Source organism: Cyanobium sp. T1G-Tous (genome assembly GCF_024345455.1).
Lineage (GTDB): Bacteria > Cyanobacteriota > Cyanobacteriia > PCC-6307 > Cyanobiaceae > Cyanobium_A.
Window position 1 is genome coordinate 23,760 of sequence record NZ_JAGQBD010000003.1, and the last position, 23,133, is coordinate 46,892.

Below are 23,133 nucleotides of genomic sequence, written 5' to 3' on the forward strand. Positions count from 1 at the left end.
GGCCAATCAAATTGAAGGCACAGATCAGCGTGCCTTATGCGACACGCCGGATCGTCATCAGGCCCCATTGGCTTTGTTCAGCCGTGAGTTCGGCCTGCCAGCCCTCGTCCCGCAGGGCCAGTTGCAACGCCGGAGCCTGGTCAACGAGCAGGCCACTCAGCAGACCCACGCCGTTGGCGGCCAGCACGGTGCTGAAGGCTGGACAAAGGGCCTGAATCACCGGAGCAAGGATGTTGCAGAGCAAAAGATCGGCCGGCTGGCCCTCAAGCAGCTCAGCCAGGGCCTCAACCGAGCCCAGTTGCACCCGTACTTGAGGCGTGAGTCCGTTGAGGGCGGCATTGTCGGCAGTGGCTCGCACTGCCAGCGAATCGGTATCGACAGCCGCTACCGAGGCCGCGCCCAGCCGCAGGGCAGCCAGGCCCAGCACGCCGCTACCGCAGCCGAGGTCGGCCACCCGCAGGCCAGCCAGCCCCTCTGGCGTCATGGCGGCCAGCAGCTCCAAGGCCTCCAGGCACAGCCTGGTGGTGGGATGGCTGCCGGTGCCGAAGGCACTGCCCGGATCCATGGCAATTAGCTTCCGCTCGGCATGCTCGGGCGGACAGGGCAGCCACGCAGGCAGGATCAGCAGCCCCTTGCCCACAGGATCGGCCTGCCAGTGCTGCTTCCAGCTGAGGCTCCAGTCTTCATCGGCCTGCTGACTCCACAGCAGCGGGGGCAGGGCCAAGCCGAAGGGCTCGGCCAGTGGCGCCAGAGCCAGAGCCAGCTGCTGCCGCTCCGGCTCAGGCCAATCGATCGCCGGCAACCAGGCAATCAGCTGACGCTGGCTGGGGGTTTCGGGGCGGTGCTGAACCGCAACCCGAGGTATGCCCAGGTCAGCGAGCTTCCAGAGCAGGGATTCCTCCAGCTCCGGCAGGGAGGCCAGCTCCAGTCGCCACCAGCCCGGAGCAGCAGCCATCAAAGGGTTACCGGGTGGGCTTCCTGAATGCCGTTGATGGCGTGCACCGAGACCAGCAGGCTGGGGGGGATGGGGTCATCGAGGCTGAGCACCATCACGGCGTCACCACGCACGATGCGGCGGCCCACCTGCATCGAGGCAATGTTGACGTTGTGCTCGCCCAACAGGGAGCCCAACTGGCCGATGATCCCGGGCATGTCCCGGTGGCGAGTGAACAGCATGTGGCGGCTTGGAGCCACGTTCACCGGAAATTCATCGATGGTGGTGATGCGCAGCTCGCCTTCGGCGAACACCGCTCCGGTAACGCTGTGGCTGGCCTGGGAATTGCGGCAGCTGAGCTGCAGCGAACCACCGGCGAAATCGCGACTGGCGTCATCCTTGACTTCAAGCACGTGGATGCCTCGCTCCTTGGCCTCCAAGCTGGCGTTCACGTAGTTGATGCTGTCGCCCAGGGCGGTGGAAAGCAGACCCTTGAGGGCCGCCACCACCAGGGGCTGGGCCGGGTGGGCGGCGAAGTCGCCCTGGAGTCTCACCTCGAGCTCACTGATCGGGCCACCAGCCAGCTGGCTCAGCAGCTGACCCAGGGTTTCGGCCAATTGCAGGTGGGGCTTGAGCTGCTCCATCACCTCGGCATTGAGGCCAGGGATATTCACGGCGCTGCGGGCAGGCAAGCCCAGCAGTACGTCGCGGATCTGCTCTGCGACATCGATCGCAACGTTTTCCTGGGCCTCTTCGGTGGAGGCACCCAAATGGGGCGTGAGGATTAGGCGCTCCTTCACCTGCCGCAAGGGCGAACCCGCCTCTAGAGGCTCTTTGGCGTACACATCAAGGGCAGCACCGCCGATGGTGCCGTTCTCAACTGCCTCAGCGAGGGCCGCTTCGTCAATGATGCCGCCGCGGGCGCAGTTAACGATCCGCGCCGTCGATTTCATTGTCTTGAGCAGCTCCGCGTTCACCAGGTTCTCGGTGTCTGGGGTGCGGGGCAGGTGCAGGCTGACGAAGTCAGCTTCGGCAAATAGGGCGGGCAGGGGCAGCAGTCGGACCTGCATTTGCTGGGCCCGCTCGGCAGACACGTAGGGGTCGTAGGCCATCACGTCCATGCCCATCGCCTTGGCCACTCGAGCCACGTGGGAGCCGATCTTGCCGAGACCCACCACGCCCAGCTTTTTCTTGTAGAGCTCGTTGCCTACATATTTCTTGCGATCCCAGCCGCCGGCCATGGTGCTGGCATGGGCATGGGGCACGTGGCGCGACAGGGCCAGCATCAGGGCTAAGGCCTGCTCAGCGGCGGCGATGGTGTTGCCCTCCGGCGAGTTCACCACCAGCACACCGCGCTTGGTGGCCGCCGGCACATCGACGTTGTCGACACCGACGCCGGCTCGGCCAATGATCCGCAGCTTGTCGGCCGCTTCGATGATTTCAGCAGTCACCGTGGTGCCCGAGCGAATCATCAGGGCGTCGTAGTCGCCGATGATCGCCTTGAGCTCCTCGGGGGGCAGGCCAGTGCGCACATCCACTTGAGCCACCTGAGACAGGATGTCAATCCCCGCCTGGTCGATGGGATCCGAAACGAGAACCTTTGTCATGCCCGGCGGTGCGAAGCGGAGAGCCGGCCGTGCAGTGTAGTGAGCGGCGAGAATCGCCCCAACAACACTGAGTAGGGCGCAGCGTGGGCACAAGTGTGGTGGTAGTTCTGAACGACCGCAAAAGGTTGCATCAGCTTCGGGATCGACTGGCCGAGCTACAGCCGCCGCTGCTGCAGTTGGAGGCCATCGGCGAGGGAGAGCAGGCCATGGCCGATGTGGCCCGACTAAACCCTGCGGTGGCAAGGCGGGCCCGCCAGCAGGGCATGGCGCGCTGGCTAATTCCCTTTGGCTTTTTGGCTGGCCTCACCTTCACCTACATCACCGATCTGGACACCTTCGCCTTTGCGGGTGCCTGGAGCCAGCACCTGATCGGCGCCCTGCTCGGCATGGGTTCGGGCTGGATGGGCAGTTTTGCTGCCGCTGCCAGCGTGCGCTCCGAAGAGGACGACCGAATCCGCAGCCTGCGCAACCGAGTGGAAGAAGGCAACTGGCTGCTGCTGGCCGAAACCGCTAACGGCATCGATATGCCTTGGACCTCCCTGCAGCAGGCCAAACCCCTGGCGGTGGTGCGACTGGGCGATGGCTAGGGACCTTGAAGCCGTGATCGCTGCCGCAGACCTGGCCCTGCGGACCTGGGAGCCGGTATGGACCCCCTTTCTTGATGGGGCGTTGCTTGAGCAGGCCCAAGAGCACCTGGCAGGGCTGGCCGAGCTGGAGATGGCCAGCCGGGGGGGCTACCCAGGAGCTGAACGCCAGCGTCTGCTTTTGCAGCGCTACGACGCAGCAATTGATGCCGATGAAGTAGCCGCCGACCTGATGGGCCTCGAGCTGGGCGGCAATTTCCTATTTGACCCGGCTGAGCGACAAGACTTCCGCTCGGGCCTGCTAGCCCTCGGCGCTGCGGAGGGAGAGCTGGGCGATCTCTGGCTGCGAGGCGACCGGGGTGCCCAGGCAATTCTCACGGCTGCTCAAGCTGCTGCCCTTGATGGCCGCACCGCTGTGGTGCGCACGGTGGAGGTGGCCCTGGAAGCCCGCCCCCTGCATGAGTTGCAACTTCCGGCGCCGCGCCTGCCCCGCCGCTTTCAAACCGTGGAAGCCTCCCTGCGCCTCGATGCGGTGGCCTCTGCCGGATTCGGCTTATCTCGCAACCGCATGGCCGAGCTGATCCGCCAAGGCAGAGTGAGACTCAACTGGCAGCCAGTCAGCAGTCCCAGCCGGCCGCTGACGGTGGGAGACCGGGTGCAGCTGGAGGGCCGGGGCGAACTGCAGCTTGAGACGGTCACAGCAACCAAGCGGGAGCGCTGGCGAATCGAGCTGGTGCGCTGCTGAGTGATTACCTGAATCAGGCCTACCTGTAACCTGGCAAAGCTTCTGGGGCGATTAGCTCAGAGGTAGAGCACTACCTTGACACGGTAGGAGTCACTGGTTCGAATCCAGTATCGCCCATTTTTAAAGTTCAGTATTAGCCCTAAGTTTCGAGATGGCAGATGCAACAAGGGAATTGACCGTTGTTGTTGGACTTGCTCGTTCAGGGATTGGTGCTGCTCGGCTGCTTAACCATCTCGGCCATGCGGTGCTGGTGATTGAGAGCCAATCCAGCCCAGCACTTGAAACCAAAGCGAGCGAGTTGCGCCAGGCAGGCATTGATGTGCTGCTAGGCGTGCCCCTCCACGGCGACGCCTTTGCCGCCCTTGGCCCTACTCCAGCAGCCGTGGTGGTGAGTCCAGGCATCCGCTGGGACCATCCCACCCTGGTGGAGCTGCGCAACTCAGGAGTAAGCACCAAAGGCGAAATGGAGCTGGCTTTCCAAGCCAGTGGCGACGTGCCCTGGATCGGCATCACCGGCACCAATGGCAAAACCACCGTTACCCACCTGGTGAGCCACCTGCTTCAGCACGCTGGGCTCGATGCCCCCATGGGCGGCAACGTTGGCTTCTCTGGGGCCGAGCTGGTGCTGGAGCGACTGGAGCGCGGCGATCCCCAACCCAACTGGCTGGTGATGGAGCTCAGCAGCTATCAGATCGAATCGGCCCCTCAAGTGGCACCACGGGTAGGAATTTGGACCACCTTGACCCCCGACCATCTCGAGCGCCACGGCACCATTGAGGCCTACCGGGCCATCAAGCGCAGCCTGTTAGAGCGTTCCACGGCGCCCATACTCAACGCCGATGACGCCGACCTACGCGCCCATGCCGCCGGCTTGCAGCGGGCCATCTGGGTCACCGCCGGCAGCCGGGAGGACCTCCCCCCCACGATCCAGCCCAGTCTCTGGATCGAAGCTGGCCAGGTATGGCAAGCCCCCCAGCCCGGCGAGACCGGCCCCGGCAAACTTTTAATGGCTGCGGATTGCCTAGCCATGCCCGGCGCCCACAACCGCCAAAACATGCTGCTGGCCGCTGCGGCCGGGCTCGAAGCCGGCTTGAGCGGCGCCCAGATGGAGCAAGCCTTCCGCTCCTTTACCGGCGTGCCCCACCGGCTTGAGCTCATCCGCGAGCAGCAAGGCATCAGCTTCTACAACGACAGCAAGGCCACCAACTACGACGCCGCCGAGGTGGCGCTGCACGCCCTGGACGGTCCGCTAGTAGTGCTCGCCGGTGGTGAATCGAAGCAGGGCAATCCCCATAGCTGGCTGGCAGCCTTGCAACAGAAAGCCGCAGCGGTGGTGCTCTACGGAGCTGCCCAGGCAGAGTTTCATCAACTACTTAGCCAAGCAGGCTTTAGCGGAGTTGTGCACTGCTGCGACAACCTGGCTGAAGCCGTACCCCTGGCCAACCAATTAGCCCGCAGCCATCGCTGCCTAGCGGTGCTGCTTTCCCCAGCCTGCGCCAGCTTTGACCAATACAGCGATTTTGAGGCCCGTGGTGATCACTTCCGCCAGCTGGTCAAGTCGCTGTAAGGGCGTTCAGCTAGCTAGCTCCTAACATTCGCGCACCAGGCGACCGCAACGGGCCATGGCCTATTGGTTGATGAAAAGCGAGCCCGATGTCTACGGGATTGACCATCTGCAGCGGGAGGGCAGCACCCTATGGGACGGCATTCGCAACTACCAGGCCCGCAATTTTATGCGGAGCATGCAAATTGGCGATAGGGCTTTTTTCTACCACTCCAATACCAAACCACCGGGCATTGTGGGCTTGATGGAGGTGGTTGAAACCGAGATTGTCGACCCCAGCCAATTTGATCCCAACTCCAAATATTTCGATCCCGCCGCAAGCCTGCAAAAGCCCCGCTGGGACTGTTGCCGGCTGCGCTACTTACGCCACTTCCAGCAGCTGCTCAGCCTGGATGCCTTGCGGGAAAACTTCAGCCCCGAGCAGCTGGGGGTGGTGAAGCGGGGCAACCGACTTTCGATCCTGCCGGTTGAGCCCAGCAGTGCCGAGCGCCTGCTGGAGCTGCTTGAGTCGCCATGAGCCAACTGGCCACGATCAGCCCCAAGCCCCCCCTGGCCATCCGCAGCGCCGTCGAGCGGGGCTGGGCGGCCTTCAGCCACTGCCCCTGGGTGCTGATGGGGTTCACCCTGCTAAGCGGCGGCGCCAATTTGGCGGCCCAGCTGCTTTATCGCTACGAGAGCAGCCTGGTGCTGTCGCTACTGGGCAAGCCCGACCCCGTCGCCATCGCCCTGGCGGCGGCTGCCTGGATCATCTATGCCCTTACCGGGCTTTGGCTGGTGGTGGGGTTGATGCGGGGGGGCCAACTAGCCCTCAATCAGGGGCGACCCAGGCTGGCAGCACTGATCCGGGTCGATGGCAGAGCGATGTTGCGCTGCTTTGGAACCGTGGTGCTGGTCCTGGTTTTGCTGGCCCTAATAGTGCGCCTGGCCCAGGCGAGCTCCTGGCTGCTCACGATGATTCAACCGCTGTTAGCCCCCCTACCGCTGGTGGCGGGTTTGGCTGCCATTGTTTATTTGAGCGCCGATCAAATTCTCTGCCTGCCGCTGGCCCTTATCGGTGGACTTAACCCCCTGGCAGCCTTTCGCAGCGGTCGGACCGCCACCGATCCCCACTGGCTCCAGGCCCTTGGCCTAACCCTGGTGCTGCTAGCCATGGTGCTGGCTGGCTTCCTGGTGCTGCTCATCGGCCTGGTGGTGGCGTTGCCAGTGGCGGCCTGCACCCTCACGGCCGCCTACGAGCAACTCTTTGGCCAGGAGGACCGGGGTCAGCTCACTTCTGTTTGAAGCTCGCCTGGGCGGGAAAGAGATTGGCCAGGTAGCAGCGGGTGACTTCGCGGTCGCCAAGGCCGTTTTGCACCAGGAAACCAGCTAGGGCCGCTTGAAACAACCGATATTGATCCCAATTGGGGTGCTGCTCGATAAAGCCACGCATCGCGGCCAGTAAGGCCTCAGGCACCTCGGCGCGAAAACTCACCGTCAAGCCTTTCCCCTCCACGGGAGCTTGGGCTCGGACGGGAGTCTGCAGATCCATGGGAGATAAAGGTCTTGTGTGGCACCAGTTCTCCACACCAAGCCGGGCCCGTCAAATGGGCTGGCGAAGCAGCCCTGGCCAGACTCCCAGGTTAAGAACCCAGCTCTGCCAGAGCATTTGCCATGGCCCCCTCGCCTTTGGGCCAAGCGGTGGGGCTCAAACCGGCGTTGTCAAGGGGAAAGGGCCTGGCGGCGAGCTTCTCCCCAGGCCCTAGCGGGCAAGCCCCATCTGAACAACTGACCTGGGGAAAAACTGAGCAAAACCAAGACTGATCTGGGGGCTGCGCGGGAATACGGCAATGATCAGCAGTGCTGATCAGCTTCAACTGCCGCTGGGTCTCAGCTGCAACCGTGCGGGCTTGCCCACAGAGCCAGGGCTGCCACCAAAGCCGCGCTGGGCCCGGGTAGCCAGCTGCCCTCAACGGCACGGCATTCAGCCCCAGGCGTGAGTACAAACCGCAGCGACCAGGCGTTGCGGTCGCCTTCCAAGCCAATCCACACAGGGCCGCGTTCGAGTTCAATGCTGATCGACTCTTCCGGCATCAACTGACTTGCCAGATCATGGTGCTCTTGCACCAGCTGCACCAAAGCCCGCCCCAGCCCATCGGCTTCCTCCGCAGTGAGCTCAAAGGCCCAGCCCTGACCGCCAATCAAAAAAGAAAAGGGATGGCGGGCTGAATCCTCCAGCCACCTCCACCCCTCACCTTCTTGAACAAGCATCGGCCGAATCAGCCGGGCAGCAGATCGGGCTGGTCCTGCTCATCACTCATTTCGATGATGGCCCGCTGCACGGGTTTAATCATCGAATCGTCGAGCAGACCATCAAAATCATCAAAACGACGCTGCTTAGCCCGAAAAGCAATCTTCACCGTGGTGAGGTATCGGTTGCTGGTGTGGCGGATCAGACTCTCGGCCCGCTGGGCCAATTCCTTGTGGTTGACGTCAATACCGCTCTGCATGGGCACCCCTGTTTCACCTCAACCTAGGTCAACAGCGGCAATTCCCCGTTTAGAAGGGTGTAATGCGGGGCACGCTGGCGATTGATCTAGGCAGCAGCACCACGGTGGTGGCCTATCAGGGGCCAGACACCGCGGCCAAGCTGCTGGCCCTGCCGCCTTACAGCACCAGCGAGCCGGTTGCGGTACCAACCCTGCTGTGGCTCAGCGATCCAGCCATGTCACGGCCCCTGATCGGTCGGCAGGTATTGGAGGCGGGCCTGGCCCACAGCGATGGCCCGCAGTTGCATCGGGACTTCAAACGACAAATTGGCGCGCTCCCCCCCCCGGCGCCCCAACCAACCCCTGCCTTGCCCCTGGGGCCAGAACAGGCCGGAGCCTTGCTGCTGAGGCAGCTCTGGGCCGCCCTGCCGCCAGGGCTGGCGCCCGAGCGGCTGGTGCTGACCGCTCCGATAGACAGCTACCCCCGCTACCGCCAATGGCTGCAAGAGGTTTGCCGCGAGCTAGAGGTTCCTGAGCTGGCCCTGGTGGACGAGCCCACCGCCGCAGCCATCGGTGCGGGATTGCCTGCTGGCAGCACGGTGCTGGTGGTGGACCTGGGAGGCGGCACCATCGACCTGTCCCTGGTGGCCCTAGAGGGTGGCGAAGGTCGCCCGGCGCCCATGGCCCAGCTGCTGCGCTTCGCCGGCCGGGATCTGAGTTCAAGTCGCCAGGCCCTGCGCTGTGCCCGGGTGATCGGCAAGGCAGGGGTAGCCCTGGGAGGCCGGGATATAGATCGCTGGATCGCAGCCCACCTTTGTCCCGGAGCCCCCCTTGATGGGGCCCTGCTGGAGGCAGCTGAATCGCTCAAATGCCAGCTCAGCAACGCAGAAGAGGCCCTGGTGTTCTGGAGTCCAACGGGCCTGCCTCCCCAACCTCTGCGGCTGAGCCGCAGCCGCTTAGACGCCTTGTTGGTGGAGAGGGGCTTGCTGGCCCAACTCGATGACCTTTTGGAGGTCGTGTTGGCGGGAGCCCGCCGCGATGGCCTGGCCCTAAACCAGATCACCGCCCTGCTGCCGGTTGGTGGCAGCAGCCGCATGCCCCTGATCCGCCAATGGCTGCAGGAGCGCTGCGGCGGCATTCCCCTGCAGGGAAGCCGGCCGGTGGAGGCCGTAGCCCTGGGGGCCCTGGCTCTCACACCGGGGGTGCGGGTACGCGATGTTTTGCGCCACGGAATTTGCCTGCGCTGCTGGGATCAGCGCTCCAGCCGCCATCACTGGCAACCGCTGTTTGTGGCGGGGCAAACCTGGCCGAGTGAGCGGCCGCTGGAAATCGTGCTGGCCTGCAGCAGCCCCAACCAGAAAAGCCTGGAGCTCGTGCTGGGGGAACCAGACAACGAAAGGCGCAGCGAGGTGGTGTTTGAGGCCGGGCTACCGGTGCTGCGGCCGCGAGCAGCGGGGCAAGCCCGCGTGATGCCCTGGAGCGAGCAACCCCCAGATCTTGCCCTCGACGTGCCCGGTCAGCCTGGCGAGGACTGTCTGCGATTGTCATTTTCCGTCAACGATCAAGGCCAGCTGGTGCTGGAGGTCACGGACCTACGCAGCGGTCGCCGCAGTGGCGCCCAACTACTGGGCCCGGTGCGCTGAGGATTAATGGCGGCAAATTCAAGTGGACGCCGCAAGCGCTGCCCTCAGCTGACGGCATCTCGGCCGCAGCGTCCATAAAACTGAGTTTCATATTTCTGTATTTGCCTTGGCCCTACGCCGCCACAGGCTGCCCCGTTTCTGGCTGGGTCTCACCCTGGGTCTTGTGGCCTGCGGCATTGGAGCGACCTACTGGTGGGAGCAGCAGCTGCCGCAACGGTTGGAGCAGGCGGCAAAGAGCGGTGACTTAGAAGCCTGCCTGCGCTACAGCGAGCAGCTCGAAGCCCTGCGCTGGCTGGGGGGTCAGGCCCCTGCCGAACAGGGCAGCTGCCGGCGTCGCAAAGCGGCCCAGCTCTGGCAGCAGGAGCGCTGGGGCGAGGCTCTGCAGTTGCAATTGCAACTGGTGAACTCCCTTGCCGGCAGCGAAGCAGACCGCGAACGGCTGCTGGTGTGGCAGCAAAACCTGCAGCAGCGCGCCATGACCCGCTTCCAGGAGGGCGACCTACCTGGAGCCCTAAAGATCCTGGCTGTGATGGGCGATGACCACCGGGCCAACGGCGACAGCCTGGGCGACAAACTCAGCGAAAACTGGACTCGCAACCGGCTGCAGCTGGAGCGGGCCAAGGGCCTCACAGAGCAAAAGCGCTGGTGGGAGGCCCTCGAGGCCCTCACCCGCATCGACCATCCCTGGTGGAAAACCCAGAGCCGCGCCATACAAGCCAAGGTGCAGAAGGGCATCGCGGGCTTGTCAGTGCAGGAGCGCGAACACGACGCCCATGGCCAGCTGCCCCACACCGTGCCCTCCGCCCAACTCGATGCCCAAGTGCGCCAACGGATCTCCCAGGGTATGGACGAGTGGTCCGCATTCCAGGAGGCCTGTCGGGCCTTAGGTGGACAGGTGGTTGAGGCCGGGCCAGAGACGGCCTGTCAGCGCCGATCCAGCAAGCGGTGATTGGCGCGTGACAAGATTGGCCCCGCGATGAAGCTCTGGAGCCATGCAGCCAGGTGATCAGGTTCAGGTCTCCCAAAGCGTGGTCGTCTACCACCACCCCCAGCACCGCGGGGTCGCCTTCGATCTCAAAGGGCAACAGGGTGAGGTGGTCACCGTGCTCAACGAGTGGAAGGGCCGGGTGATCAGCCCAACCTTGCCGGTGGTGGTTGCCTTCGGCAAATTTAGAGCTCATTTCCGCTCCGATGAGCTGACTCCCGCCTGATCGCTTGCTTAGCTCTCGCTAGAGCTCCGGCCGCAGCAGGAACACACCCTCCTCGCCATCGATCTGCTGCAGGCAGAGCTGGATTGATTCTTGGCGACTGGTGGGCACCACACGCCCACAGAAATCGGGCTGGATCGGCAGCTCCCGGTGACCGCGATCCACCATGGCCAGCAAGCTGACCCGCTTGGGCCGCCCCCAGGCTTGCAAGGCTTCTAGGGCCGCCCGCACAGTGCGCCCCGTAAAGATCACGTCATCCACTAACACCACCTGGCGCCCATCCAGCGCCACGGGCAAATCGGTGGGCTGGCCCAGACGGGTGCCGACTCGCTCCAGGTCATCTCGATGAAAGGTGGGATCGACACTGCCCTGGTCGATCGGATGGCCGGCTAAAATTGCCAAACGTGAGGCCAACACCTCAGCTAGCGCCACTCCACGGGTGGGTATGCCGAGGAGCACCAAGGAGCGGCTGTCGGCAACGCCTTCCAATACCTGGGACGCAAGCCTGTCAAGGGTGCGGCCCAAATCCAAGGCCGAGAGCAGTTCGAGCCGATGCATTAGGGAATCTGGCAAGTCCGCTAGAGCATGTTGGCTGTGTGACCAAAGGCTGACTCCGAGGGAAGCAGCTGGGAACGCAGCACATTTGCATTGTAAGTTGGAATTTGGAAGGCGTTGGTTCAACGTCGCTAGGCGAGACGGGTGACGACTATTCCCTCCCAGCAGCAATCCACCCTGGCGCCAGGTCCAGCATCGGCCTCTCGGGCTTCATCCTCCGTGGCCCCGGTTGTACTCGCCATATTGGATGGCTGGGGCTATAGCCACGAAGCCGATCACAACGCCATTCGTGCTGCCAGCACCCCGGTGATGGATGCCCTCTGGCACGCCTATCCCCACACCCTGATTGAGGCCAGCGGCGCCGCTGTCGGGCTGCCAGATCATCAGATGGGCAATTCTGAGGTGGGCCATCTCACGATCGGCTCCGGTCGAATCATTCGCCAGGAGCTGGTGCGGATCAGCCAAGCCGTCAAGGACGGCAGCCTGGCCGCCAACCCTGCGCTCAATGCTTTAGCCGACGGCCTACTTCTCAAGGGCGGCTGCCTGCACCTGATCGGCCTTTGCTCCGATGGGGGCGTTCACAGTCACATCACCCACTTAGGGGGCTTGTTGCAATGGGCCGCGAGCCGCGGTCTCAAGGATGTCTGCATCCATGTGATCACCGATGGCCGGGACACGGACCCGAGCAGTGCTCCCCGATTCGTCACCCAGGTTCAAGAGCAGATCAGTCGCGCCGGCGTCGGCCGTATCGCCACCCTCTGCGGCCGCTACTGGGCCATGGATCGCGATAACCGCTGGGACCGCACCGAAAAGGCCTACCGACTCTTAACCGAACCAAGCGAGATATCCGAGCTCAGCCCGGTCAACGCCATCCACGCCTCCTACGCCCAAGAGATCGGCGACGAATTCCTCGAACCATTGCGATTGGCGGAGGGATTGATCAAGAGCGGAGACGCTCTGGTGTGTTTCAACTTCCGGCCCGACCGGGTGCGCCAGTTGATCCGCGCCCTGGTTTTGCCGGAATTTGACGACTTCGCCCGGCAGCGCCAAGACCCCCTGGATGTGGTCACCTTCACCCAATATGAAAAGGGCCTGCCCGTAGCGGTGGCTTTCCCGCCCGAATCTCTCGATGGCTTACTGGGCCAAGTGGTGTCGAACTCGGGGCTGCGCCAGTTCCGCACAGCTGAAACCGAAAAATATCCTCACGTCACCTACTTCATGAATGGGGGTATTGAGCAGGCCTTCCCTGGTGAAGATCGCCACCTAGTCCCCTCGCCGCGGGTGGCCACCTACGACCTCTCCCCGGCAATGTCCGCCGGCGAGCTCACTGAAAGCTGTATTGCAGCAATCAAAAAGGGCATTTACTCGTTGGTGGTAATCAATTACGCCAATCCGGACATGGTGGGGCACACCGGCAAAATGGCTGCCACCACTGAAGCAATCACCACTGTCGACACCTGCGTTGGAAAGCTGATGGAGGCCACCAACCGCATGGGGGGCACCCTGCTGATCACCGCAGACCACGGCAATGCCGAAGTTATGGAGGGCCCAGATGGTCGCCCCTGGACGGCACACACCACAAATCCCGTGCCGGTGATTTTGGTGGAGGGCGAGAAACGCAAGCTGCCCGGCCACGGCACCAACGTGTTGCTGCGTGACCATGGCGGCTTAGCCGACATCGCCCCGACCCTGCTGGAAATCTTGAATCTGCCCAAGCCCGCAACCATGAGCGGTGAATCACTGATCCTGGCAACTGGCACAGCAGCCGAAGCCAGTCCCATCCCCCAGACCCTGGGCGTTTAACCTACTCCTATCCAAAGAGGCCCATGATCACTTCAGTTTTGTCATGGGTGTGGATTGGCAGTGGCGTTCTGCTGATCATCAGCGTGCTGCTCCATAGCCCCAAGGGCGATGGCATGGGTGGGCTGGCCGCTAGCGGCGGATCGATGTTCACCAGTGCCCGTAGCGCCGAAGCCACCCTCAACCGCATCAGCTGGACATTGCTGGCAATTTTTCTTGGCCTGGCCGTTGTGCTCAGTGCCGGCTGGCTCGGTTAGGTCTGTGACCCCAATGCCGCGACGCAATCTGCTGGTAGCCCTGGGATCAAGCCTGGGCGCCTTCTTCACTGGTGTCTCCCGCGCCGAAGCCGCTTCCAAGGCCCAAGATCCCGCCTGGCAACTCAGCGAAGCCAGCTGGAAAAAACGTCTCAACCCTGCCGCCTACAACGTGCTGCGCCAGGAGGGCACCGAGCGGCCCTTCTCCAGCCCCTTGAATAGCGAAAAACGCCCAGGCACTTTCGTTTGTGCTGGCTGCGCCCTGCCCCTGTTTAGCTCCAAGGCCAAATACGAGAGCGGCACCGGCTGGCCCAGCTTCTGGCAACCGCTGCCCAAAGGGATCGCCACCAAGGTGGACTTCAAGTTGATTGTGCCACGCACCGAATACCACTGCCGGCGCTGCGGCGGCCATCAGGGCCACGTGTTTGACGACGGCCCTAAGCCCAGTGGCAAGCGCTACTGCAATAACGGCGCAGCCCTCAATTTTATCTCCGGTTAACCGGTGTATTCGCTGTTGTAGGCCTCTTCGCCGTGAGCATTGATATCGAGGCCCTGCTGTTCCTGAATATCGTTAACACGCAGGGGCATCACCAGGCGAATCAGTATAAGAATCACATACGTGCCTACTCCAACAAAAAGAATGGTGAATCCTGCGGCCTTGAGCTGAATCCAGAGCTGACCTGGCTGGCCCACTAGCAGTCCATCGGCGCCAGCGGGATTGAGGCTTTTCAACGTGAACACGCCAGTTAGCAGAGTGCCGAGCAACCCGGCCACGCCATGCACCGGCAGCACATCGAGGCTGTCATCTAGCCGCCAGCGGTTCTTGAGTTGCATGGCATAGCTGCAAACCAGCGCTGCCGCAAAGCCGATCAACACAGCCGCCAGAGGGCTCACATAGCCGGCCGCTGGGGTGATCGCCACCAGGCCGGCCACGGCGCCGGTAGCCACACCCACGGCAGTGGGCTTGCCGCGCTGCCATGTTTCCAGCAGCATCCAGCCCAGGGCAGCTGAAGCGGCAGCGGTATTGGTGGTGAGGCAGGCAAGGGAGGCCAAATTGCCTGCCACCAGGCCGCTACCACCGTTGAAGCCAAACCAGCCGAACCAGAGCAGGCCCGCCCCCAACAAGATGAAGGGCACGTTGTGGGGTGGGGCGGCATAGCCCACGCCCCCACTGCGACGCCGGCCCACCACCAGGGCAGCAACGGCGGCGGCCACACCGGAGGCCAGTTCCACCACCAGGCCACCGGCGAAGTCGATGGCACCGAGGCCGGAACTGCCCAGGAACCCACCTGGTCCCCACACCATGTGGGCCAGGGGGAGATAGATGAAGGTGCTCCAGAGCAGCAGAAACACCATCCAGGCGCGGAAATGCATCCGCTCAACCACCGCGCCGGAAATCAGCGCAGGAGTGATGATCGCAAAGGTGACCTGGAACAGGGCAACGGCGCCGTGACTGAGTTGCCCATCCCCATAGGGAGCCGACCAATTGCTGAGCCCCGCCCACTGCAACCCGCCGATGAAAGGAGCTAGGGGACCGCTACCGGAAGAGAAGGCCAGGCTGTAGCCGAACAACACCCAGAGCACACTCACCAGGGCCATGGCGGTGAAGCTCATCACCATGGTGTTAAGCACGTTGCGGCTGCGCACAAAGCCCGCATAAAAGAGGGCCAGAGCTGGCGTCATCATCAGCACCAGGGCAGCACTCACCAGCACAAAACCATTGTTGGCACTGCGAAGGGCCAGATCGGTTGCAAAAAGCAGCGGCACAGCTGAGCCAAAAGCAGGCGCCACCCTGAAGGCCAACGGACCCAAGACATGTAGCAACTGCTACCAAAAGGGCTCTTAAAGGTGGCAACCGATACAGCCGGGATGGCTAGACCCACTTGGCTGAACGGGAACAAAAAAAGGGCAGAAGGAAAATCCTCTGCCCTCGGTGCCGATGAAGGAGTGGGGCCACAAAGGCCCCACTCCCGCTATCAGTAGTCGAAGTCGCCGCCGCCCATGCCGCCACCGGCGGGAGCAGCATCTTTCTTATCTGGCATGTCGGCCACGATGCATTCGGTGGTCAGCACCATGCCGGCGATGGAGGCGGCATTCTGCAGACCGGAGCGGGTCACCTTGGCGGGGTCGACGATACCGGCAGCCAGCATGTCGACGTACTCGCCGGTGGCGGCGTTGTACCCCTCGTTGAAGGGCTTGTTACGCACGTTTTCAGCCACGACAGCGCCATTGACGCCAGCGTTTTGAGCGATGCGCATCAAAGGCGCGGTGAGGGCGGAGGCCACGATGTGGGCGCCGATCAGCTCCTCGCCAGAGAGGTTGGCCGCAGCCCACTCCTCGAGGGCGGGGGCTAGGTGGGCCAACGTAGTGCCACCACCAGGAACGATGCCTTCTTCAACGGCCGCCTTGGTGGCGTTGATGGCGTCTTCCAGGCGCAGCTTCTTGTCCTTCATCTCGGTCTCGGTGGCGGCACCCACCTTGACCACGGCCACACCGCCGCTCAGCTTGGCCAGACGCTCTTGCAGCTTCTCCTTGTCATAGGAGGAGTCGGTTTCGTCCATCTGCTTGCGGATTTGCTCGCAGCGCGCCTTGACAGCCACTTCGTTGCCTTCGGCCACGATGGTGGTGGTGTCCTTGTTGATGGTGATGCGGCGGGCGGTGCCCAGCATCTCCAACTTGGCGTTCTCCAGCTTGAGACCGGCGTCTTCGGTGATCAGCTGACCGTTGGTGAGAACGGCGATGTCCTCGAGCATGGCCTTGCGGCGATCACCGAAACCAGGTGCCTTGACTGCCGCCACGTTGAGCACGCCGCGCAGGCGGTTGACCACGAGGGTGGCGAGGGCTTCCTTCTCGATGTCCTCGGCAATGATCAGCAGGGGCTTGCCTGTACGGGCGATCTGCTCAAGCACGGGCACGAGGTCCTGCACCAGGCCGATCTTCTTGTCGGTGAGCAGGATGTAGGGCTCTTCGAGCACCGCTTCCATGCGCTCGGTGTCGGTGGCGAAGTAGGGCGAGATGTAGCCCTTGTCGAAGCGCATGCCTTCGGTGACCTCCAACTCGGTGGTCATCGATTTCCCTTCTTCCAGGGAGATCACACCTTCCTTACCGACCTTGTCCATCGCATCGGCGATCATGCGCCCCACCTCTTCGTCGTTGCCGGCGGAGATGGTGCCCACTTGGGCGATGGCGCTGGAGTCGGAGATGGGCTTGGCGTGCTCCTTGATCTTGCCTACGAGGAAATCGGAAGCCTTGTCGATGCCCTTTTTGAGGGTGATCGCATTGGCGCCGGCAGCCACGTTGCGCAGGCCTGCCTTGACCATGGCATGGGCCAAAACCGTGGCGGTGGTGGTGCCGTCGCCGGCGGCATCGTTGGTTTTGGAGGCGGCCTGACGGATCAGGGCAACACCAGTGTTCTCGATGTGGTCCTCGAGCTCAATTTCCTTGGCGATGGTGACGCCGTCGTTGATGATCTGGGGTGCACCAAACTTTTTCTCCAGCACCACGTTGCGACCCTTAGGTCCAAGGGTGACAGCAACGGCCTCAGCCAGAATGTCGATACCTCTTTCGAGAGCTCTGCGAGCGTTCTCGTTGTAAATAATGCGCTTAGCCATGGAAGGCGATTTCCTTATGGGGTTAGGTCGGATTCAGTAATAGGCCAGTCGTCAGTTGACGATGGCGAGGATGTCCTTCTCGGAAAGCAGCACAAACTCGTCGCTGCCGAGCTTGATGTCGGTGCCGGCATACTTGCTGTAGAGCACCTTGTCGCCAACGCTGACCTCAGGAGCCTGGCGGCTGCCGTCGTCGTTGCGCTTGCCTGGGCCGATCTGCACCACTTCGCCCACCTGGGGCTTTTCCTTAGCGGTGTCAGGCAGAAGAATGCCGCCGGCGGTTTTCTCCTCCGATTCGGACACCTTGATAAAAATGCGATCTCCGAGGGGCTTAACCGTGGAGACGCTGAGAGAAACAGCAGCCATGGATGGATTGCGAGAGCAATGACATGGCGCCTGAGACGCCACAGAACAGTGAACTGGAGTGGGCCAGAGAGGCGATTTAGCACTCGAGCTCAACGAGTGCCAATTTATGCCCAACCAAGCTCCAGTGCCCAGGCCCAGACCGTGCGGGTGACCGAACCACCGGGGTGAACAGGGGCTGAACAGAAGCCCGCGCCTACCGCAGTGGTAAGGTTGCGCCGCTTCAGGCGGGCTGATTCCCCCTGCGCTTCCCCGAGATTTCCTTACCTATGGCAGCTGCTACCGCCACCGGCACCAAAGGCACCGTCCGGCAGGTGATTGGCCCGGTTTTAGACGTTGAATTCCCGGCCGGCAAGCTGCCCAAGATTTACAACGCGCTTCGAATTGAAGCCAAAAATTCGGCCGGCCAGCTAGTCGCTTTAACAGCTGAGGTCCAACAGCTGTTGGGCGATCACCGAGTCCGTGCTGTGGCCATGAGCACCACCGACGGATTGGTGCGTGGCATGGAAGCTGTAGATACGGGCGCCCCGATCTGCGTACCCGTGGGCGAGGCCACCCTCGGTCGCATCTTCAACGTGCTCGGCGAGCCGGTGGATGAGCAGGGTCCAGTAACCACCACCGTGACCGCTTCGATCCATCGCGCCGCCCCCAGCCTCACTGAGCTGGAGACCAAGCCCAAGGTTTTTGAGACAGGCATCAAGGTGATCGACCTGCTGGCTCCCTACCGCCAAGGGGGCAAAGTTGGCCTGTTCGGCGGTGCCGGCGTTGGCAAGACCGTTCTGATCCAAGAGCTCATCAACAACATCGCCAAGGAGCACGGCGGCGTTTCCGTGTTCGCTGGCGTTGGCGAGCGCACCAGGGAAGGCAACGATCTTTATGAGGAGTTCAAGGAATCGGGTGTGATCAATCCCGACGACCTTTCCAAATCGAAGGTTGCTCTCTGCTACGGCCAGATGAACGAGCCCCCTGGTGCCCGCATGCGCGTGGGCCTCTCGGCACTCACCATGGCTGAGCACTTCCGCGACACCAACAAGCAAGACGTCTTGCTGTTCGTCGACAACATCTTCCGCTTCGTGCAGGCCGGCTCTGAGGTTTCAGCACTGCTGGGCCGCATGCCCTCTGCTGTGGGCTATCAGCCCACCCTCGGCACCGACGTGGGCATGCTGCAAGAGCGCATCACCTCCACCCTGGAAGGCTCGATCACTTCGATCCAGGCCGTCTACGTACCTGCAGACGACCTCACCGACCCGGCACCTGCTACCACCTTTGCCCACCTAGACGCCACCACCGTGTTGAGCCGCGGCCTGGCTTCCAAGGGCATCTACCCGGCCGTGGATCCTCTGGATTCCACCAGCACCATGCTTCAGCCAGCGGTGGTAGGTGATGAGCACTACCGCACTGCACGCTCCGTGCAAAGCACCCTGCAGCGCTACAAAGAGCTCCAAGACATCATTGCGATTCTTGGTCTCGACGAACTCTCCGAGGACGACCGCCGCACGGTTGACCGGGCCCGCAAGATTGAGAAGTTTCTCTCCCAGCCCTTCTTCGTGGCTGAGATCTTCACAGGTCAAAAGGGTGAGTACGTCAAGCTGGACGACACGATCAAGGGCTTCAACATGATTCTGGCCGGCGAGCTTGACGACCTACCTGAAGCTGCCTTCTACCTAGTGGGCAACATCGACCAGGTGAGAGCCAAGGCCGCCAAGATTCTTGCCGACGCCAAGGGTTGATACCCTCTTTTCCCTGAGGACCCCTACCCATGAGTCTCACCCTCCGCGTTCTGGCCCCTGATCAGAGCGTCTTTGATGGAACCGCCGAAGAGGTAATCCTGCCAAGCACTACTGGGCAGGTAGGTATCCTGCCTGGCCACGTCACCATGCTGGCAGCCCTGGATACTGGCGTAATGCGTCTGCGCTCCGGCGGCGCTTGGTCAACGATCGCCCTGATGGGTGGTTTCGCCGAAGTGGAGGCCGACGAGGTCACCGTTTTGGTGAATGCCGCTGAGCTAGGCAGCTCAATTAATGCCGCATCCGCCGAGGCTGCCTTTGAGGCCGCCCAATCGGCAGCAGCTGCTTTTGAGGGCAAGCCAGCCAGCCCAGAGAAGCTCAAAGCCCAGCAAGCACTGGCTTCATCGCGCGCCCGCTTCCAAGCCAGCAAAGCAATCTAATTTTTTTAAAACCTAGATTTTTAAAATCCTAGATTTGAACAGTCTAGATTTTTATATAATTTCATTCCGGAAGTCAACCCTTAAGCTCGGGGCTGGCTTCCGGATTTTTTAAGACCTTGCTCTTAATGGGTAAAATGATGCATAAAAAAGCACTCCTCGCGGAGTGCTAGTAAATTCAACTTATGCTTGGGCAAATAACTAAGCTTTAGAATTTAGCACTAATCAGGCGGTACCGCAGAAAGTAACATCGGGGAATTTAAGCTTGGCATCGTCCAGGCTCTTGCCTTTGCCCTCTTCCTGCCAGTAGTTGATCACCTCTGTGGCCTTGTTGAGCACCTCAACGCGCTCGTTATCTGTGATCCAGCTCTTGCCTTCGAGCTCGGTCTTGAGGGTTTCCCAGGCATCTTCCCGAGGCCAGAAGAAGTAAGAAGTAAGGGGGCTCGGACCACCGCCAACAATCTGATCCACCGCTAAGGCGACGTTGTCAGGCAGCCACAAGATCTTGAGCAGGAAACGACCTTCGTCAGCCTTGGGGGTATAGCCAGAGGGAACGCCATCCTCATCAATGGTGGCGGTCGCCAGGGCCGCACTACCGCCACGCATCACCGGACGCCCCTGGGTGGTGGTGTCTTCGGCAGCCGCGGCCACTTCGGCCATATCGGTCAATGCTGCGTCAGGAGCGCTCTCGATGGCTGTCATGGGGTCAGTGCTCAAGGCAACAGAGCAAAGAACTAACCTACCAGCCGCCTGGCCGCCCTCGGCCCCTGCCTGCGGCTATGGCCCTGCGCCTGTTCCTCGATTCGGCCGATCCCAAAGCCTGGCAGCAGTGGCTGCCCAGCGGCCTATTTCATGGCGTAACCACCAACCCCACTCTGCTGCGCCGGGCCGCCCAGCCCTGCAGCCTCGACAGCCTGGCAGCCCTCAGCCGCACGGCTCTGGCCCATGGCATCGCCGAACTCCAGCTGCAGGCATGGGGCGCCACCTCGGCAGACATGCTGCGCTGCGGCCAGGCACTGGCGGCCCTGGCCCCCGGCCACATCGCCGTGAAGCTGCCGGTGACCCAGCAGGGAGCAGCGGTTGCCCGGGAGCTGGTTGGCGCCGGCGGGGCCGTCACCTTCACCGCCTGCTACGAGCCCCACCAGGTGCTGATCGCCGCGGCCCTGGGGGTCGACTACATCGCCCCCTACCTGGGCCGCATCCAGGATCAGGGGCGCGATGGGGTAGCCGAAGTGGTCACCATGCAGCGATGCCTTGCCGGGCTTGGCTCCAGCGTGCGGCTGCTGGTGGCCAGCTTGCGCCAGCCCAGCGAACTGAGCCGCCTGGCCGCTGAAGGGCTGAACACCTTCACGATCAGCCCGGCACTGGCAGCAGAACTGTTCGGCAGTGAGGCCACCGCTGCAGCCAGCGTCCAGTTTGAAAGCGATGCCCGTTCCTGAAAGCCAATCCTGATGCCCCTGTCTGCCTCTCCGCCCCGGGCCGTCGTGCTGTTCGACATCGATGGCGTGATCCGCGATGTGAGCGCCAGCTACCGCCGGGCAATCGTCGAAACGGTGCACCACTTCCATGGCCAGCGTCCCGAGCCCGCCGCCATAGACGGCCTCAAAAGCGAAGGAAGCTGGAACAACGACTGGCAAGCCTCGATGGAGCTGCTGCGCCGCATTGGCCATGCCCCCCTGCCGGCGTTTGAGGAGCTGGTGGCGGTGTTCGAAGGCTTCTATTTCGGCGGCGATCCCGCCGGCGATCCGGGCCAGTGGCGGGGCTTCATTCGCGACGAGCCCCTACTGGTGCAGCAAGACTTTTTTGCCGCTCTGGAGGCTGCAGGTCTGGCCTACGGCTTCGTAAGTGGCGCTGAGCCCCCCTCCTGCCGTTACGTGCTGGAAACCCGCCTGGGGCTCGCCAATCCGCCCTTGATCGCCATGGGCGATGCGCCCGATAAGCCCGATCCCACCGGCTTGCTGCAGCTAGCCAGCCGGTTGGCCGGCAAGAGCATGGGGGCTGGCGCAACGCCTGTGGTTTACCTGGGCGACACCGTGGCCGATGTGCTCACCGTGCAGCGCGCCCGCGCCCAGTGCCCCGCTCAGCGCTTCTTGAGCTTTGCGGTAGCGCCACCCCATCTGAACAGAGAGCCTGAGCGACGGGCTGCCTACGAGGCCAAGCTGCTGGAGGCCGGCGCCGACGCGGTGATTCCCTGCACGGCCAACCTGCTGGAGCTGCTGCTGCCGCTGCTGGACTGATGCTCTGCCCTGCCCTGAGCCTCAGCGCTCCAGCGCCGCCGGCGACTTCAAGGCTGCAGCGGTGAGATTTTCATGGCCGTGGCTGGTCACGGCCACATCGTCTTCGATGCGAATGCCGATGCCCTTCCAGCGCGCTTCGATCTCCGGCTGGCCCTCTGGCACCGGCAGCCGATCGCTCACGTAGAGGCCCGGCTCCACGGTGAGCACCATGCCCGGCTCCAGCTCCACGTGGTGCTCACCGAGGCGATAGGCCCCCACATCGTGTACATCAAGGCCCAGCCAGTGGCCGGTGCGGTGCATGTAGAGGTGGCGGTAGGCCCCCTGCTCGATCACCCCATCAAGGGATCCCGCCAGTAGCCCCAGGTCCAGCAGGCCAGCCACCAGCACCCGCAGGGCGGTCTCATGCACCCCTTCAGCACTGAAGCCCGGGGCCACCGAATCCACCGCCGCCTCCTGGGCTGCAAGCACCAGCTCGTAGAGGGCGCGCTGCTCACCACTGAAGCGACCGTTGATCGGGAAGCTGCGAGTGATGTCGCCGTTGTAATAATCATCTAGGGAGCATCCGGCATCAATCAACAGAAGATCGCCGTCCTTCAGCGGGGCGTTGTTGGCGATGTAGTGCAACACGCAGGCGTTATCGCCGCCGGCAACGATCGTGCCGTAGGCCGGGCCACGGGCACCCTGCTCAAGGAAATGCTGCTCAATCACGGCCTGCACCTGCCGCTCATTGAGGCCAGGCCGCACCACCTGGCGGGCCAGCTCGTGGGCCTCGGCCGAGATTCGCGCCGCCTCGCGCATGCGCTCCAGCTCCTCGGGGCCCTTGCGCAGCCGCAGCTCATGCAGGAGCGGACAGGGGGCCACCAGGCCCAGGGCAGCCCGGCCGCTGCGGGGGGCTCGGTCGAGCTGAGCGGCCCAAGCCGCCAGCACCAGCGGCTCCACCTTCGGGTGCTTGCCAACGCGAAAGGCGATGCCCTCAGCGCCCCTGAGGTAGTCAGGCAGGCGCTGCTCTAGCTCGCTGCGCGGATGGGCTAGGTCGGCGCCAAACTCGGCCACGGCGCCTTCAGCACCCCAACGGAAACCATTCCAAACCTCGGCGCTGGCCTCGCGGGGCTGCACAAACAGCACGTAGCGCTCACCCTCGGGGCGGTGGGGCAAAAACAGGGCCACCGCCTCGGGTTCATCAAAACCAGTGAGATACCAGAAGTCGCTGTTTTGGCGGAAGGGCCACTCGCAGTCGGCGTGATGGGTCACCAGCGTTGCCGCCGGAATCACGGCAGCAGCTTCCCCGAGCTGAGCGAAGAAGCGCTGACGCCGCTGGGCGAAGGTCGACGGATCGAACATAAAAAGCGGCCGGCGGGCCCTGCATAAGTCCAGTTTGGAGCAGGCAGCGGGACAGACGCTG

At 62.9% G+C, this 23,133-nt stretch carries 26 protein-coding genes and 1 tRNA gene; 16 read left to right on the plus strand and 11 right to left on the minus strand.

Annotated elements, in window-relative coordinates; all coding sequences use genetic code 11:
• Positions 1 to 34: 34 nt before the first annotated feature.
• On the minus strand, positions 35 to 955 hold the full coding sequence (gene prmA / locus KBY75_RS02865) for a 50S ribosomal protein L11 methyltransferase (RefSeq protein WP_255022886.1): 921 nt from the start codon (positions 953 to 955) through the stop codon (positions 35 to 37).
• Positions 955 to 2,541, minus strand: a complete 1,587-nt coding sequence (serA, locus tag KBY75_RS02870; RefSeq protein ID WP_106502302.1) for a phosphoglycerate dehydrogenase — start codon at positions 2,539 to 2,541, stop codon at positions 955 to 957. The genes prmA and serA overlap by 1 nt, the downstream gene beginning before the upstream one ends.
• 95 nt (positions 2,542 to 2,636) lie before the next feature.
• Between serA and KBY75_RS02875 the strand changes: the two genes are divergently transcribed.
• From KBY75_RS02875 to KBY75_RS02900, 6 genes are all read left to right on the plus strand, one after another.
• A complete protein-coding gene (locus KBY75_RS02875) occupies positions 2,637 to 3,128 on the plus strand; it encodes a hypothetical protein (protein WP_255022887.1) in 492 nt (163 codons plus the stop codon).
• Positions 3,121 to 3,870, plus strand: coding sequence for a photosystem II S4 domain protein (locus KBY75_RS02880; RefSeq protein ID WP_255022888.1), 750 nt, complete (start codon positions 3,121 to 3,123; stop codon positions 3,868 to 3,870). The genes KBY75_RS02875 and KBY75_RS02880 overlap by 8 nt, the downstream gene beginning before the upstream one ends.
• Before the next feature lie 45 nt (positions 3,871 to 3,915).
• Positions 3,916 to 3,987, plus strand: a tRNA-Val gene (locus KBY75_RS02885).
• Positions 3,988 to 4,021: 34 nt separating this feature from the next.
• Positions 4,022 to 5,437 (plus strand): UDP-N-acetylmuramoyl-L-alanine--D-glutamate ligase, encoded by a 1,416-nt coding sequence (gene murD / locus KBY75_RS02890; protein ID WP_255022889.1) that lies wholly within the window; start codon positions 4,022 to 4,024, stop codon positions 5,435 to 5,437.
• 55 nt (positions 5,438 to 5,492) lie between these two features.
• The gene (locus KBY75_RS02895) at positions 5,493 to 5,951 is read left to right on the plus strand and encodes an EVE domain-containing protein (protein WP_255022890.1); all 459 of its coding nucleotides are present in this window, start codon (positions 5,493 to 5,495) and stop codon (positions 5,949 to 5,951) included.
• Positions 5,948 to 6,715 (plus strand): hypothetical protein, encoded by a 768-nt coding sequence (locus KBY75_RS02900; RefSeq protein WP_255022891.1) that lies wholly within the window; start codon positions 5,948 to 5,950, stop codon positions 6,713 to 6,715. The genes KBY75_RS02895 and KBY75_RS02900 overlap by 4 nt, the downstream gene beginning before the upstream one ends.
• On the opposite strand, the gene KBY75_RS02905 is transcribed toward KBY75_RS02900, so the two are convergent.
• The 3 genes from KBY75_RS02905 to KBY75_RS02915 all read right to left on the minus strand — a co-directional run bounded on the left by KBY75_RS02905 (position 6,702) and on the right by KBY75_RS02915 (position 7,920).
• Positions 6,702 to 6,962, minus strand: a complete 261-nt coding sequence (locus KBY75_RS02905; RefSeq protein ID WP_255022892.1) for a DUF2811 domain-containing protein — start codon at positions 6,960 to 6,962, stop codon at positions 6,702 to 6,704. The genes KBY75_RS02900 and KBY75_RS02905 overlap by 14 nt on opposite strands.
• A 338-nt stretch (positions 6,963 to 7,300) precedes the next feature.
• Complete coding sequence (locus tag KBY75_RS02910; protein WP_255022893.1) at positions 7,301 to 7,681, minus strand: DUF1818 family protein; 381 nt, start codon at positions 7,679 to 7,681, stop codon at positions 7,301 to 7,303.
• Between the two features lie 8 nt (positions 7,682 to 7,689).
• The gene (locus tag KBY75_RS02915; RefSeq protein ID WP_106502311.1) at positions 7,690 to 7,920 is read right to left on the minus strand and encodes a DNA-directed RNA polymerase subunit omega; all 231 of its coding nucleotides are present in this window, start codon (positions 7,918 to 7,920) and stop codon (positions 7,690 to 7,692) included.
• A 62-nt stretch (positions 7,921 to 7,982) separates the two neighbouring features.
• Between KBY75_RS02915 and KBY75_RS02920 the strand changes: the two genes are divergently transcribed.
• The 3 genes from KBY75_RS02920 (at position 7,983) to KBY75_RS02930 (ending at position 10,753) form a co-directional block, all read left to right on the plus strand.
• Positions 7,983 to 9,542 (plus strand): Hsp70 family protein, encoded by a 1,560-nt coding sequence (locus KBY75_RS02920; RefSeq protein ID WP_255022894.1) that lies wholly within the window; start codon positions 7,983 to 7,985, stop codon positions 9,540 to 9,542.
• Positions 9,543 to 9,648: 106 nt separating this feature from the next.
• A complete protein-coding gene (locus tag KBY75_RS02925) occupies positions 9,649 to 10,491 on the plus strand; it encodes a hypothetical protein (RefSeq protein ID WP_255022895.1) in 843 nt (280 codons plus the stop codon).
• A gap of 43 nt (positions 10,492 to 10,534) precedes the next feature.
• On the plus strand, positions 10,535 to 10,753 hold the full coding sequence (locus KBY75_RS02930) for a ferredoxin-thioredoxin reductase variable chain (protein ID WP_254937437.1): 219 nt from the start codon (positions 10,535 to 10,537) through the stop codon (positions 10,751 to 10,753).
• A gap of 18 nt (positions 10,754 to 10,771) precedes the next feature.
• Here the strand turns inward: KBY75_RS02930 and pyrR are convergent, their stop codons facing one another.
• Positions 10,772 to 11,308, minus strand: a complete 537-nt coding sequence (pyrR, locus tag KBY75_RS02935; RefSeq protein ID WP_254937436.1) for a bifunctional pyr operon transcriptional regulator/uracil phosphoribosyltransferase PyrR — start codon at positions 11,306 to 11,308, stop codon at positions 10,772 to 10,774.
• A 216-nt stretch (positions 11,309 to 11,524) separates the two neighbouring features.
• On the opposite strand from pyrR, the gene gpmI reads away from it, so the two are divergent.
• The 3 genes from gpmI to msrB are packed head-to-tail and all read left to right on the plus strand — an operon-like array spanning position 11,525 to position 13,858.
• Complete coding sequence (gene gpmI / locus KBY75_RS02940) at positions 11,525 to 13,108, plus strand: 2,3-bisphosphoglycerate-independent phosphoglycerate mutase (RefSeq protein WP_255022896.1); 1,584 nt, start codon at positions 11,525 to 11,527, stop codon at positions 13,106 to 13,108.
• A 23-nt stretch (positions 13,109 to 13,131) separates the two neighbouring features.
• A complete protein-coding gene (secG, locus tag KBY75_RS02945) occupies positions 13,132 to 13,362 on the plus strand; it encodes a preprotein translocase subunit SecG (protein WP_254937435.1) in 231 nt (76 codons plus the stop codon).
• A 13-nt stretch (positions 13,363 to 13,375) separates the two neighbouring features.
• Entirely contained in the window at positions 13,376 to 13,858 is a 483-nt protein-coding gene (gene msrB, locus KBY75_RS02950; protein WP_254959834.1) for a peptide-methionine (R)-S-oxide reductase MsrB, read from the plus strand.
• Here msrB and KBY75_RS02955 read toward each other — a convergent pair.
• The 3 genes from KBY75_RS02955 to groES form a co-directional block, all read right to left on the minus strand.
• Positions 13,855 to 15,150 carry an ammonium transporter gene (locus KBY75_RS02955; protein WP_255022897.1) on the minus strand — a complete coding sequence of 432 codons (1,296 nt, stop codon included), beginning with the start codon at positions 15,148 to 15,150 and terminating at the stop codon, positions 13,855 to 13,857. The genes msrB and KBY75_RS02955 overlap by 4 nt on opposite strands.
• 185 nt (positions 15,151 to 15,335) lie before the next feature.
• Positions 15,336 to 16,970 (minus strand): chaperonin GroEL, encoded by a 1,635-nt coding sequence (gene groL / locus KBY75_RS02960; protein WP_106502318.1) that lies wholly within the window; start codon positions 16,968 to 16,970, stop codon positions 15,336 to 15,338.
• Positions 16,971 to 17,021: 51 nt separating this feature from the next.
• Complete coding sequence (groES, locus tag KBY75_RS02965; protein WP_094561335.1) at positions 17,022 to 17,333, minus strand: co-chaperone GroES; 312 nt, start codon at positions 17,331 to 17,333, stop codon at positions 17,022 to 17,024.
• Positions 17,334 to 17,599: 266 nt separating this feature from the next.
• Between groES and atpD the strand changes: the two genes are divergently transcribed.
• The gene (gene atpD / locus KBY75_RS02970; protein WP_254937433.1) at positions 17,600 to 19,060 is read left to right on the plus strand and encodes a F0F1 ATP synthase subunit beta; all 1,461 of its coding nucleotides are present in this window, start codon (positions 17,600 to 17,602) and stop codon (positions 19,058 to 19,060) included.
• Between the two features lie 29 nt (positions 19,061 to 19,089).
• Positions 19,090 to 19,497, plus strand: a complete 408-nt coding sequence (gene atpC, locus KBY75_RS02975) for an ATP synthase F1 subunit epsilon (protein WP_255022898.1) — start codon at positions 19,090 to 19,092, stop codon at positions 19,495 to 19,497.
• A 222-nt stretch (positions 19,498 to 19,719) separates the two neighbouring features.
• On the opposite strand, the gene KBY75_RS02980 is transcribed toward atpC, so the two are convergent.
• A complete protein-coding gene (locus tag KBY75_RS02980) occupies positions 19,720 to 20,196 on the minus strand; it encodes a 30S ribosomal protein PSRP-3 (protein ID WP_396097869.1) in 477 nt (158 codons plus the stop codon).
• 77 nt (positions 20,197 to 20,273) lie between these two features.
• Between KBY75_RS02980 and KBY75_RS02985 the strand changes: the two genes are divergently transcribed.
• Both KBY75_RS02985 and KBY75_RS02990 read left to right on the plus strand, forming a co-directional pair.
• Positions 20,274 to 20,933, plus strand: a complete 660-nt coding sequence (locus KBY75_RS02985; RefSeq protein ID WP_255022899.1) for a transaldolase family protein — start codon at positions 20,274 to 20,276, stop codon at positions 20,931 to 20,933.
• A gap of 12 nt (positions 20,934 to 20,945) precedes the next feature.
• On the plus strand, positions 20,946 to 21,731 hold the full coding sequence (locus tag KBY75_RS02990) for a TIGR01548 family HAD-type hydrolase (protein ID WP_255022900.1): 786 nt from the start codon (positions 20,946 to 20,948) through the stop codon (positions 21,729 to 21,731).
• 21 nt (positions 21,732 to 21,752) lie between these two features.
• Here KBY75_RS02990 and KBY75_RS02995 read toward each other — a convergent pair whose 3' ends face one another.
• Positions 21,753 to 23,072 carry an aminopeptidase P N-terminal domain-containing protein gene (locus KBY75_RS02995; RefSeq protein WP_255022901.1) on the minus strand — a complete coding sequence of 440 codons (1,320 nt, stop codon included), beginning with the start codon at positions 23,070 to 23,072 and terminating at the stop codon, positions 21,753 to 21,755.
• Positions 23,073 to 23,133 lie beyond the last annotated feature (61 nt).